The following is a 12,655-nucleotide window of genomic DNA, read 5'->3' on the forward strand; positions in this document are numbered from 1 at the left end:
GTCGGAGGCCGCCGGCGGGCCGCCGTCAGGCGCCGGACGCTGGTCGGGCGGGCGCGGCCCCCTGCGGGGACGGCCCGCGTGGGTGTCGGTGTCGGCGTCGGCCCGGCCGTCGAGCAACGGGTGCAGCCCGGACGGCAGGTCGTCCCCGCGGAACAGCGTCTCGGTGACCCCGCCGGCCAGCGTGTCGGCCGCGAGGATCACCGCCGCCGCGGTCCACGTCGATCGTTCGACCGGCCAGAACACCCGGTCGGCGAACTGCCAGCCCGTCCAGTAGCCGCCGTCTTCGTGCCGCAGGTGCTGCATGTCCGCGACCAGCTTGGCCGCGGCGGCCGTCTCGCCGACCAGGTGCAGGGCGATCGCGAGTTCGCAGGTCTCCGCGCCGGTCACCCAGGGCTCGTCGGCCACGCAGCGGATCCCCAGGCCGTCGACGACGAAGTCGTCCCAGCGAGCGGCGAGCCGGGCCCGGCCGGCGGAGCGACGCAGCACCCCGCCGATCACCGGGTAGTACCAGTCCATCGACCAGCGGTCCCGCGGTGCGAAGTACTCGGGGTGCGCGACCAGCGCGTGATGCAGCGCGCCGGTCGCCCGCTGCCAGGCCGGCGGCACCTCGCCGACGAGCGCGGCGAGCGCCATCCCGCACCGCAGGCTGTGCAGGGTGCTCGAGCAGCCGGTGAGCAGCGACTCGGGATAGTCGACGCCGTCGGATCCCCGCGCCCACCAGATCTGACCGCTGGGTGCCTGCATGTCCACGACGAAGTCGAGTGCCCGGCGGACGACCGGCCAGATCCCGGCGGCGAAGGCGCGGTCCCCGGTGAGCAGCCAGCGATGCCAGGCAGCCGTCGCCACGTAGGCGCACTGGTTGCTGTCGGCGAAGTCCTCCTTGACCGCCCCGGCCACATGGCTGGTCGCCCACGAGCCGTCGGCCCGCTGGTTGCGCCGTAGCCAGGCCCAGGCGGCGTCGGCCGCGTCGACGAGGCCGCCGAGGTCGAGCGCCATGGCGCATTCGAGATGGTCCCAGGGGTCGGTGTGGCCGCCGGGATACCAGGGGATGGCGCCGTCCGGTTCCTGGGCGGCGGCGATCGCGGTCGCGGTCGCGGTGAGCGCCTCGGGGGTCAGCCTCGGCGCGGACTCAACCGACCGCACGCGCTACCTCCGGTTTTCGTAGGTACAGGACGATGCTCTTGCCGATGACCGGATTGAGGATCCGTTCGGCGAGCCGCGTGACCTGGGGACGGCGCATCATGTCCCACACCAGCAGCCGGTGGTAAAGCCGCGTCGCCGGATGGTCGTCGTCATGGACACCAACGAGACACCGCAGCCACCAGTACGGCGCATGCAGGGCGTGCGCGAAATGGGTGTCGATCGGCTCGAGCCCGACGGCGGTCAGCCGCTCGCGCAGCTCGGATTGCCGGTAGATGCGGATGTGACCGCCCTCGACGGTGTGGTACGCCGTCGACAGGCTCCAGCACACCTGCTCGGGCAGGCGGTTCGGGACGGTGACCGCCACCCAGCCGCCGGGCCGCAGCACGCGGGCGATCTCCGCCATCACCGCCGTGTCGGCGGGCAGGTGCTCGAGAACTTCGGCGATGATGACCCGGTCGAAGGTCGCGTCGGCGAACGGCAGGGCGAGCGCGTCACCGCGCACCCCGGCCGCCCGCGCGGTGGCCGGCGCCTGCCCCTCCAGGGCCATCGCGGCGAGCATCGCGTTCACGCCGCCGACCTCGTCGAGGGAGTAGTCCAGCGCGACGACGTCGGCGCCGCGCCGGAACGCCTCGAAGGAGTGGCGCCCGGCCCCGCAGCCCAGGTCGAGGAGCCGGCAGCCTGCGGGTACGGGAAAACGATCAAAGTCGACGGTGAGCATGTGGCGCGGGCTCAGCCGGCAAGCGTCGGCGATGCCGACGAGCTCGCAGCGCCCGGCGCCGGCGCCACCACCGGGGCGGGCGTGCCGGTGGAGGCCAGCCCGGCCGGCCACGAGGCGGGTGTCGGCGGCGCCCACGACCAGGACGAGCCCGGGTAGGGCGAGGTGGGCGTCCCACCCACTGCCGCGATCCGCTCGGCGTACCAGGCCGCGGTGGCGGCACTCGCCGCCCGCCAGGAGAACCGCTCCTCCACCCGGCGCCGTCCGGCCGCCCCCATCCGGGCCCGGCGCGCCGGGTCGTCGAGCAGCGTGCGGATGGCTCCGGCCAGCGCATCCGGATCTCCCGGCGGGACCAGCAGGGCCGCCTCGCCGTCGGCGCCGGCCACCTCGGGCAGCGCCCCGGCGGTCGTCGCGATCAGCGGAATGCCGCAGGCCATCTCCTCCACCGCGGGCAGGCTGAACCCCTCGTACAGGGAGGGGACGACCGCCACCTCGGCGGAGCGCAGCAGCTCGATCAGCTCCTGCTCCGGCACGTTGGAACGGAACGTCACCGCATCGCTCAGGCCCAGCTCGGTCACCCGTCGCTGGGCCTGCCCGCCCTCACGGACCTTGCCGATGCAGACCAGGTGCGCGGCGCGCTCGGAGCGCAGCTTGGCCAACGCCTCCAGCAGCACCCCCAGGCCCTTGAGCGGCACATCCGCGCTGGTCACGACCACGATGCGGCCGGCGACCGCCGGCTTGGGGACGGGCGCGGGCGTGAAGATGTCGGCGTCGACCCCGAGCGGCACCGTGTGCATGACCGCGGACGGCAGGTCCATGTCGGCGATGATCTCGCGCCGCGAACTCTCGGAGGGGATGACGATGCCGTCCAGCCGCCGCGCCACCCGGGCCTGCATCGGCAGGAACGAGTACCACCGCCGCAGCCCGACCCGGGCGGTGAAGCCCGACGCCGCGGCAAGGTGCAGCCGGCGGTCGACGGTGATCGGATGGTGCACGGTGCTCACGACCGGAATTCGGTAGGGACGCAGCGCCGCCCGCAGCGCCAGCAGCCCGTAGCCGAGCCCCTGGTTGTCATGGACGATGTCGAACGGTGGCCGCCCACCGGCCGCCCTGGGCCGCAACGCCTGGTAGGCGCGCAGGCTGAACGACAGCGGCTCGGAGAACTGCCCGGTCCGCATCATCCCGAACTCGACGACGTCGGGCAGCGCGCGAAGCTCCGCCAGGCCCGGCCAGCGGAACGGATCCGAGTCGCGGTAGAGGTCCAGGCTCGGCAGCTCGGTGAGACCGACCCCGTCGTCGAGGTCGGGGTACGGCGGCCCGCTCAGGACCTGGACGTGGTGCCCCAGGGCGACCAGTTCGCGAGACAGATGTCGGACGTACACGCCCTGGCCACCGCAGGTGGGCAGACTCCGGTACGACAACAACGCAATCCGCAACTGTGCGCCCTCCGTCCGTTTCGGGCAAATCCAGGTCCCTCGACGTCGAGGGTGGCGCCGCTTCTTTCGCACATTAGGACATTGAGGTCCGATCTTCACGGTGTTCGCCCGTGCCGCCGGTGGCCGGCCAGGTCACGACCGGCCGGCCACCGGCGCGCGTTGACGTGCGGATCCGCCGGGTCACGCACCGGAAGGAGGCGCGAACCCGACGGACTGCGGGACTGCGGGACTGCGGGACTGCCGGACCGCGGGCCGGCTGTGGACTGCGGGCCGGCTGTGGACCGCGGTCAGTCGGTCGGTTCGGTCAGTCGTTGTCCACAAGGACGAGCTCGGCGGGGATGTTGCCCTTCGTGGCGCGGGAGTACGGGCACATCACGTGCGCCGCCTCGAGCAGTTCCTGGGCGGTGGCCCGGTCGAGCCCCGGGATCTGCGCCTCGATCCTCGCGCCCAAGCCGATGGTGCCGTCGTCGTCCCGGAGCAGCTCGATGGTCACCGACACCGCCGAGTCGGTGACGTCGGCCTTCTTGCCCCGGGCGACGGCCTTGAGCGCGCTGTGGAAGCACGCCGCGTAGCCGGTGGCGAAGAGCTGCTCCGGGTTGGTGCCCGGCCCGTCGTCGCCGCCGACCCCCTTCGGGATGGAGAGCTGCAGGTCCACCCGGTTGTCGCTGGACGCCACCCGCCCCTCGCGGCCGCCCCATGCGGTCGAGGTCGCTGAGTAGATCGTGGTCGCCATGTCGCCTCCATGTGATGCTGTCTGTCGCGAGACGGATGCTTTCCGATCGCGACACGGGCTGTCGGAGCTCCGCGGAGCCTGTCAGATTTACGCAACCATGCTGGTGCCCTAAATATTCGCGGTCCACACCCCCGTTTCCCGCTTAGCCTGAGCGGATGGTGCAGGAGGAGACGGGGCAGCTCGACCGGCCGCGGCGGGGACGCCCCCGTGACGCGACGATCGACACCCGCGTGCTCTCCGCCGCCGTGGACGAACTGGCCGAGCACGGCGTCGGCGGGTTCAGCGTGAACCGGGTCGCGGTCCGCGCCGGCGTCGCCAAACGCGGCATCTACGTGCGCTGGCCGGCCCGCGACGATCTCGTCCTGCACGCGCTCGGGACTTTGGCGGCCGGCCTGGTGCCCCCGCGCACCGGGTCGCTGCGCACGGACCTGCTGCACCTCGCGCCCTACGTCGACGCGGTGTTCACCGAGCCCAGGCTGTCGATCCTCGCCCGGTGCATGGCCGAACTGCGCCGCTTCCCCGCGATGTACGCGGCGTTCCGACGCGAGTCCGTCGACCGCTGCGCGGCCGCCATCGAGGACTCCCTGCACGACGCCGTCTCCCGCGGCGAGGCCCGTGCCGACCTGGACACCGATCTCGCCGCGGGCGCCTTCCTGGGTGCCCTGCTGGCCCGGCACGCCTTCGGCGGCGCCCGCCAGCCCATCGACGATCCCGCCTTCCACGGCCGTCTCGTCGACTTCTGCGTCGCGGCCGTCCAGCCGGTCACCGCGGCGCACTCCCGCCCCTCCATCTGAGCCTTGTCTGCTCGCCCGTCCACCGAACTCGGCCACCGAACTCCGTTCGCTGTGCCCCGTTCGCTGTGCTGCCGGGTTCGCCGAGCCCGGTTCGCTGTGCTGCCGGGTTCACTGAGCCCGGTTCGCTGTGCTGCCCGGTTCGTTGAGCACCGTTCGCCGAGATGCCCGGCCCGCCGACTCCGTCCCCTGAGCACCGTCTGCTGGCCCGCCCTGTCCGCTGAGCGCCGTTTGCGCCCCGTTCGCTGGACACGACGTCTACCAAGCGCTGCCGCCTGCCGCCGGTCCGCTGGCCTGTCCGTCGGGTGCTTCCTTCCCACGGCCGAGGAGCGGTGGAGTGCGGGGCCACGGTCACCGTGCCGGCTCGCGCCGCGTTGTCCACAGCCGTCTCCCCCGAGGGACACCGTCGCCGCCGACTGGCACTCACAGGCAGGCATCGTGCTGTCCACAGCCCGACGCGCCCAGGCGTCGCGCAAGCAGGCCGACTCCCATACCGCCAGGTGGCCGTCCACAAGGGGGACGGTGACCGTCCGCGCCGATCGTGGCCAGGGCATGCGCTGTCCACAGGCGTTGCCGGTGTCCGCAAGGGGGGCGTGCGCGTCCCAGCCGTGAGGCGGTGGATTCCTCGGAGCAGGGATGGTCGTCCATGAGCAGCGCCCTCGATCATCGGTGCGCGGGGAGGGCACCCGTCCGAATCGCTCTATGCCCACGGCCAGGTTCGTGAACGCAGCCACCCCAGGCTTCCCGACCAGGACTTTCCCGGTTTTCCACAGGGGAGGTGTCGGCCGTCGCGGTCGCTGCGGACGCTCCTCGGCGGCCGCCGCCGCCGGTCCTCCATGCCGCCTGTGGATAACGCTCGGCGCATCCGCCACCCTCCTCGATGAAGAGCACCGTGCCGCACACGCTGACCATCTGTGGTCAGTGTGGCCGACGGTCCGACACTGACCACAGGCGCGCAGGTCTGCGGGACGAACGGCGCTCGACGGTCGTCCCCCGAGGTTCCGGTCCAGCTCAACGGGGCCGCGGCGCGGGCACCGTGCCAGGCGGGGCCGCTGACCATCCACGGTTTGTGCTGTGTCGACCGGGAGTCACCAGCGCCACCCGCAGGGCACCCGTCCACAGCGGCCGAGCGCCGACCCACCTGGCACCCCGGGCGGTCATGGTCGTTTCTTCGGACGGTTACCCGCGTTGATGCCCGACGCCCGCCAACCGAGATATCCACACATCATCCGTGGGCACCGTGGGCGGATCGGCGCCGCGACGGGCAGCCGAACCCGGGCGTCACGGCCAGGCCGGCGACGGTGTCCACAGGTGCAGCCGGGCAGCGGCGGCCGCAGATCTCCCGCGGGCACCGTGCAGCGCAACGCCGGATTGGCCCGGTGTCCACCCATGACCACCCCGGGTACGCCGGCCGGAATCGCGTGCGTGCGGGCACGGCGTCCCAACCTCGGGCGAGTGCGCGGGGCAGCGGATGGGACACGGAAACCCGAGGCGGGCCGCGTAGCGGTTGTCCACAGCTCTCCGGTGGGCATCGTCGTTCTGCGGCGCCTGGGGACGACGCCGAGGATGGCGCGGCTGGACGCACACCATCCCAGCCGCCCTCGCTGCCCGCCCGCGGCCGACCCGCATCGTCACCAGGACACCGCCCGTGGGCATCGTGCTGTCCACCGGCTTTCCCCGCGGAAGAGCGTCGCCGCGGACCGACCCCGTCGGCGAGCACCGTGCTGTCCACAGGTGCCCCCGTAGGGAGGCCGTCGCCGCCGACCGGCCCCCGTCCGCGGACCCCACGTCGCCACTGTCGGCAGCGACGGATGTTCTCGCGAGCACACCGACCCGACCCGGGGGATCGAGTTGTCCACAGGGGTGACGCTGACCGTCGGCGTTGCCCGCCTCGGGGCTCGCGCTCCACCGGGCGGCCCGGTGCCCCGCGGGAGCCCGGCGCGTTCGGTGCACAAGCGGCGGCGGGTCCGTGGGCGCCCGCATGACCGACGAAAGGCACCGGCCCTATTCCTCGGTGCACGGGGAGGGCAGCCGTGCGGACCGACCCTGCCCACGGCCAGAACCCCACCTCAGGCCTCCGAGTAGCCCGCTGACCAGGGATTTCACGGTTATGCACAGAGAGATCGGCGGCCGTCGCCGGTCGCCGGACGGGGCCCCGGGACGCCCCTCGGGCGAACGTCACGCGTCCTGTGGATAACTTCCCGTCCCCTCCCGACCAGCCTCGAGGAGGGGCACCGTACCGAGCACCATGCCCATCGATGGGCAGTGTGGATAGCAGTCGGGTCTTATCCACAGGTGAAACGAACACGTGGCGTAGGCCATCGCCACGATCGCCTTCCCGGGCTCCCGTCCCCCACGGACGGGGCTCGGCACCGGGCATCGTGCGGAGGCCGGACGCTGACCCCGACGGGGTCGCGTGCCCGGGCGAAAGTCGCGTTCGCGATCCGTCGGCTATCTGTCCACAGCAGTGCGGCCAAGGAACCCACCGTCGTCCCGACCGGTCATGGTTGTTTTGTCGAACGGTCACCCAGGTTGCAGCGCGAAGGTCACCGGCCCGGAATTCCACAGGTCATCCGTGGGCACCGTGGGCTGGAGCGGTGCGGCGGCGACGGCCACCGGCCGGGGCGCCGCTGCCTGGCCTGGACGGTGTCCACAGGCACGTCCGGTCTCGGCGCCCGCGGAGCCCGCCGCGGGGTTGTCCCCAGCTCCACGGTGGGCACCGTCTGTCTTCCGGGGGCCTGGGTGGTCACCGTGCGGCGGGCCGCTCGTCAGGTTCGGCCCGGGATGGTTCTGGGGGGAGGCGCCATGGTCACCGGGTGGACGCCGATCCCGGGTGGGAACCGTGCACCGATCCAACCGTGACCAACGGTGGGGCACTCCGAGGTTCTCCACAGGGCCTACCTGCGGGCGGCCGCGCCCAGTGTGCAGATGTCGGCGACCACTGCCGGACGTGCCGCGAAGCGTTGCGCGACCCATCCCATCAGGTCGTTCATCGACGTGCCGAGGATCGAGCCATGGTCGGCCAGCGGGTAGCGCCGGTAGTCCACCGTCGTGCCCTCCCCGCACAGCCGGCTGACCACGCCGTCGGTGACCGGCTGTTGAATGACCTGGTCGCGGTCACCCTGAAGGATGAGCGTGGGCGCCATACGTCGCAGGATTTCGTCCCGCTGCCGCGCGAATCCGGCGGCGAACGGCGGGCGCGTGAGCGGATCCGTGGTGAAGGCCGTGTGGATTGACGAGCCGACGCTCGCCTTGGTCACCTCGCCGGCGCACCGGGTGCGCGCGACCGCCAGCAGCCGCCGGCCGGTCGGAGTCAGGTAGCGGTCCAGGTCGATCCGGGGATCGTCGACGGACACCCCGATCATCGCCAGCAGCAGGTAGCCGACGCCGTCGGCGCCGCGCTGCAGCGTCGCGAGCGAGGCGGGCAGGTCCGCCAGCGGCGCGGTCGCGACCACCCCGCGGATGCGCAGCTCCGGGGCATAGCCGGCGGCCATCGCCCCGGCAGCCAGGGCCGCCTGGCCGCCCTGTGAATAACCCCAGAGGACGACGTCGCGGCCGGCCCCCGTCTCGGTGAGGGAGCGGGCAGCGCGGGCGGCGTCGAGTACCGCCCGTCCCTCGGGGGCGGCGATATAGATCGCGTGCTCGCCGGGGGAACCCAACCCGGCATAGTCGGTCAGCGTGACGACATAGCCGGCCCGGACCAGCGGGAACGTCCAAGCGGCCGCGACCAGCGGCGGACGGGCGCGCGACGGCGCACAGGAATCCTGGATGCCGGTCGTACCGTGCCCGAACGACACGACCTTGCGGCCGCCGGCGGGCACCGGTACATCCGCGTCCGGAGCAAGGATGATGCCGGAGACCGCGGCTGCGCCCTTGCCGGTCGGCCGGGACGAGTAGGTCACCCGCCAGGCGCGGATGCCGGCCGGGGCCGGGGTGACGACCTCCCGGGAGAGCAGTTCGCCGACGGCGGCCTGCGGCCGGATCGGTTGAGCGGCCGCGGGTGCGTCGTCGCTGCTCGTGACGCCCTGCCCGTGGTCGACGTCGCCCCGCCGGCCGCAGCCGGCCAGCGGAATCAGCCCCAGCAGGACAAGCAGCACCAGGAGCAGCGCGCGGGCCACTGTTGGACCGGACCGGCGACCGGGCCCCAGCCGGTCAAGCCCCAGCCGTTCGGGCCCCAGCCGTTCGGGCTCGCCGGGTGCGGCCGGGGAATGGCGGCAGTGCTCCCGCCCGTCCGACCGGGTCGGGCACGGACCGGTGGAAGCCGGTGAATCATCGTCCGGACCGGGCCGCGAGAAAAGCACGAATGAAGACTATGGTTCCGGTTCCGCCGAACAAGTGGCGGTCCGTGACGTCATGGGGTTGATGGTCGGATGTGCGCTCGTTCCCTGCCGTGTCATGTCGGGTGGAGCCGCGCGGGCGGATCAGCCGCGGACGGTCCGGACGGCGCCGTGCGGCTCGTTCCGACGGGTTCCCGCACGAGGGCGATCTGTGCACCCGAGGTGGGCCGGAACTGTGGACCCTCTGTGGATCGAGGCGGATACCCGCAGGTGCCGGTCGTGGCCGCCCGGACGCTCGATACCCTTACGGTGTCCGCAGGCGGGGCCGGTGCGGTGGGGTGGACGTCACCGTCATCTCAACGGACACGTCCGACCCGTCGATCGAAACCGTCGGAGGCCCGCGATTGTGACCACGTTCGCGTCGAGCACGTTCGCGGCGAGCACGCTCGCCCTAGGCCCCAGCGCGATCAGCGCTGACAGCCTCATCAAGGCGGGGTTGGCCGTCGTCCTGCTGATCGTCTTCGCGGAATCGGGGCTGTTGATCGGGTTCTTCCTGCCCGGCGACTCGATGCTGTTCACCATGGGGATGCTGATCGCCAGGGACGAGGTCTCGACACCGTTGCCGGTCGCGATGATCCTGATCGGGTTGGCGGCGGTCGCGGGTGACCAGGTGGGGTATCTGATCGGCCGAAAGGCCGGCCCGGCACTGTTCCGGCGCCCCGATTCCCGGTTGTTCAAACAGGAGTACGTCGAGCAGGCGGAAGTCTTCTTCGCGAAGAACGGTGCGCGCTCCATCGTGCTCGCCCGATTCGTTCCGATCGTGCGGACCTTCACCCCGGTCATCGCCGGGGCGAGCCGGATGAACTACCGGGTTTTCACTGTTTACAACATCATCGGCGGGTTGCTCTGGGGCTGTGGAGTGACCCTGCTCGGCTTCTATCTCGGAAAGATAGATTTCATCCGCGACAACATCGAGGCCATGCTCGTCCTGGTCGTCCTGGTCTCGGTGGTACCAATCGTCTTCGAGTACCTCCGGAACCGGCGGAAGCGGGCACGGGTGACCGCCGAGTCCGCCGCGGTCGGTCCGCCGGTCGGTCCGATGGCCGGTTCGCCGGCCGGGGCTCCGGCGCCGAGCCAGACCCGCCACGACGGTTTGCCGGCCGACGGCGGCGACGAGGACGGCTGGCACCAGGGCGAGGACCAGGGCGCAGACCCGTCCGTCACCGTGCGCCTGCGCCGTGGCGGTGGCGGCGGGGGTGGCCGTCACTCGGCGGCCCATCGCCGCGAGACCGCCCGGGACTGAGCCCGGCCGCAGCGACGCGGCGCCTTCGTCGGAAGATCTCGATGCTTCCACGGGATTCGATGCGAGCCACAGCACGCCGGACCGCCCGCTTCCGGGGCGGCGACTCGGTGTGGGCGGCGGTGGCGTCGGCTCGGCGGGAAGGCCGCGCCGGGCGGTTCGCGGTCGCCCGCATCGGATTGCGTGACGCGTGGTGCCGCAGTGATGCCGGACCGCGGAGAAGGCGCCAGTTCACGGGGAACTGCCTGGCCAGATGGGTCCCGACGGGCTCCGCGCCGATACGGGGGGAGTCGACGGGACGCCCGCCGGGACCTGTCAACCGTATCGGGTCATCGGGGCATTGTCGCCCCACTGATCGCTCGGCGAAGTACGGAAATGCAGGTAGCGTGAGCCTTGTCGGATAAATGTGACGATCATCTCACTCGAAGTGGGTGGTTGGTTGGTCTGTGGGGCAAGGCATCACGCCTGTCTCGGGGGTGTTCCGGTGTGCCCCATCGCGCCTCTCGGAACGGGCCCTGAGCCGGCCGCGACCCTGATCACAACGCGTCGAGGCCGCGCTCGCCCGTGCGCACCCGCGTCAACGACGCGACCGGCAGCACCCAGATCTTCCCGGCCCCGCTCGCCGCCGACCCGGCTGAGCGCAGGATCACGCGCACCACGTCCTCGACGTCGGCATCGGCGACGACACATTCGATCCGCGCGGCGCTCACCGACTCGTCGTGGAACGTCCGTCCGCGGTATGTCTCGGTACGCCACAGCTCGGTGCCGTATCCGGTCACCTGGCTGAGGGTCATACCATGGATACCGTAGGTGCCAAGAGCGGTCCGGACGTCGTCGACGAGGTGCGGGCGCAGGATGGCGTTAACCAGTTTCACGGCGTTTTCTCGTCCTCGCTGCCAGAGTGAGGTTTCATCGCGGGAAGCGTAGAGCCGACAGGTGACGATTTCGTCTCGGGAACGTGATCATTTTGGGAACGTGACCGGCGCGGGAACGTCGCCGGATCGGGAACGTCACCGATGGTGCAACGACCGGATGGTGCAACGAAAGGAATAGTAGATGTCCCTGCTCGACCGGGGAACTCCCCCCGACCCGTATGACGTGCTCCCCGTGCGCCCGTCATTCGACGTGACCAGCACGGATCTCGTCGACGGCGGCGTCCTGCCGCTTGACCACGTGTACACGGACGCCGGCGGGGCGAACCTTTCCCCACAGCTGTCGTGGTCCGGCCATCCGGCCGGGACGGAGAGCTTCGTCGTCACCGTCTATGACCCGGATGCGCCGACGGGCAGCGGTTTCTGGCACTGGGTGCTGGTCGACCTGCCCGACTCGGCGACGGAGCTGCCGCGCGGCGCCGGCGGCGGCGCGTTCGCCGGCCTGCCGGCCGGGGCCTACCACATCCGCAACGACTGGGGCACCAGGGAGTACGGCGGTGCCGCGCCCCCGCAGGGCGACGTGCCGCACCGCTACGTGTTCACCGTGCACGCGGTCGACGTGCCCAAGCTGGAGATCAACGACGAGGTCTCGCCGGCGGTCGTCGGCTTCAACCTCGCCTTCCACACCCTCGCCCGGGCCGTGCTGCGGGTGACCTACCAGCACTGAGTATCGGCCGGCCGACCCCGCATCCGGCCGGCGCGGCGGGCGGCGGCGGCCGGATGCGGGCGCCCCCCCCCGGCACCAGGGTGGGAACCGGAGCACCGTCATTTCCGTCGCGTTTCCGGCGCGTTCCCGCTGGAAGCGGACCGTTGGCCGGGGTGTCGGGCCCCGGCCGACGGTCGGTCATGACGTCTTTTCCTGGCGTATTGCCCCCGTGCAGGGGGAGTCTGGAACCGACTCACGCTCGGGAGGAACTGCATGGGCGACGGTAGACAGACGGATGTGAGCGGTGTCGGCGCGGCCGGCGCCTATGACGCCCGCCGGATCTGGGAGGTGGGGGAGCCGGTCCACGCGGTCATCTACTTCCACCCCGCGGTTCGCCGCTTCGGGGAGGAGGCCGGCTCCCACGGCTTCTGGATGGGATACATCGGCATGCGGGCCGCACCGCTCGGAGCTGCGTCCGCAGCGACGATCACTTCGGCCTTCTACAACTTCGCGCCGCGCCGGATCGCGCGCTCGGTGCCCGACGTCTGGGCGTACTCCTCGCCGGCCCGGCTGCTCGACGCCCGCCTCGCGGCGATCGATGCGGTCCTGCGGGAGCTGTGGGGGCTGGACACGACGGGCGTGGCGGTGCGCCGCGCCGCGGCGTTCGCCGGCCGGGCAGCGG

At 71.9% G+C, this 12,655-nt stretch carries 9 protein-coding genes and 1 pseudogene; 4 read left to right on the forward strand and 6 right to left on the reverse strand.

Going from position 1 to position 12,655, the window contains the following annotated elements; genetic code table 11:
- The 4 genes from ND748_RS14940 to ND748_RS14955 all read right to left on the reverse strand — a co-directional run.
- Nucleotides 1-1,143 (reverse strand): hypothetical protein (locus tag ND748_RS14940; RefSeq protein WP_251746416.1); only part of this gene is annotated, 1,143 nt, incomplete at its 3' end.
- Nucleotides 1,130-1,861, reverse strand: coding sequence for a class I SAM-dependent methyltransferase (locus ND748_RS14945; RefSeq protein ID WP_251746417.1), 732 nt, complete (start codon nt 1,859-1,861; stop codon nt 1,130-1,132). The genes ND748_RS14945 and ND748_RS14940, both read right to left, overlap by 14 nt.
- 11 nt (nt 1,862-1,872) lie before the next feature.
- Nucleotides 1,873-3,294, reverse strand: a complete 1,422-nt coding sequence (locus ND748_RS14950) for a glycosyltransferase family 4 protein (protein ID WP_251746418.1) — start codon at nt 3,292-3,294, stop codon at nt 1,873-1,875.
- 304 nt (nt 3,295-3,598) lie between these two features.
- Nucleotides 3,599-4,027, reverse strand: a complete 429-nt coding sequence (locus tag ND748_RS14955; RefSeq protein ID WP_251746419.1) for an organic hydroperoxide resistance protein — start codon at nt 4,025-4,027, stop codon at nt 3,599-3,601.
- A gap of 155 nt (nt 4,028-4,182) precedes the next feature.
- Between ND748_RS14955 and ND748_RS14960 the strand changes: the two genes are divergently transcribed.
- Entirely contained in the window at nt 4,183-4,821 is a 639-nt protein-coding gene (locus tag ND748_RS14960) for a TetR/AcrR family transcriptional regulator (protein ID WP_251746420.1), read from the forward strand.
- A gap of 2,894 nt (nt 4,822-7,715) precedes the next feature.
- Here ND748_RS14960 and ND748_RS14965 read toward each other — a convergent pair.
- Nucleotides 7,716-8,936: a lipase family protein gene (locus ND748_RS14965; protein ID WP_251746421.1), complete on the reverse strand. Its 1,221-nt coding sequence runs from the start codon at nt 8,934-8,936 to the stop codon at nt 7,716-7,718.
- 565 nt (nt 8,937-9,501) lie between these two features.
- Between ND748_RS14965 and ND748_RS14970 the strand changes: the two genes are divergently transcribed.
- Nucleotides 9,502-10,398, forward strand: a complete 897-nt coding sequence (locus ND748_RS14970) for a VTT domain-containing protein (RefSeq protein ID WP_251746422.1) — start codon at nt 9,502-9,504, stop codon at nt 10,396-10,398.
- 533 nt (nt 10,399-10,931) lie between these two features.
- On the opposite strand, the gene ND748_RS14975 is transcribed toward ND748_RS14970, so the two are convergent.
- Nucleotides 10,932-11,270, reverse strand: a complete 339-nt coding sequence (locus ND748_RS14975; protein ID WP_251746423.1) for a P-II family nitrogen regulator — start codon at nt 11,268-11,270, stop codon at nt 10,932-10,934.
- Between the two features lie 181 nt (nt 11,271-11,451).
- Between ND748_RS14975 and ND748_RS14980 the strand changes: the two genes are divergently transcribed.
- Nucleotides 11,452-11,994 (forward strand): YbhB/YbcL family Raf kinase inhibitor-like protein, encoded by a 543-nt coding sequence (locus ND748_RS14980; protein ID WP_251746424.1) that lies wholly within the window; start codon nt 11,452-11,454, stop codon nt 11,992-11,994.
- A gap of 252 nt (nt 11,995-12,246) precedes the next feature.
- Nucleotides 12,247-12,655: pseudogene (locus tag ND748_RS14985) on the forward strand (hypothetical protein); the annotation flags it as partial.

The sequence above is a fragment of the Frankia sp. AiPs1 genome (assembly GCF_023716945.1).
GTDB lineage: Bacteria > Actinomycetota > Actinomycetes > Frankiales > Frankiaceae > Frankia.

What these genes read in the sequence shown, in the direction of transcription:
- ND748_RS14945 (WP_251746417.1), bottom strand. Translation starts at nt 1,861, where the DNA reads ATGCTCACCGTCGACTTTGATCGTTTTCCCGTACCCGCAGGCTGCCGG.
- ND748_RS14955 (WP_251746419.1), bottom strand. Translation starts at nt 4,027, where the DNA reads ATGGCGACCACGATCTACTCAGCGACCTCGACCGCATGGGGCGGCCGC.
- ND748_RS14960 (WP_251746420.1), top strand. Translation starts at nt 4,183, where the DNA reads ATGGTGCAGGAGGAGACGGGGCAGCTCGACCGGCCGCGGCGGGGACGC.
- ND748_RS14980 (WP_251746424.1), top strand. Translation starts at nt 11,452, where the DNA reads ATGTCCCTGCTCGACCGGGGAACTCCCCCCGACCCGTATGACGTGCTC.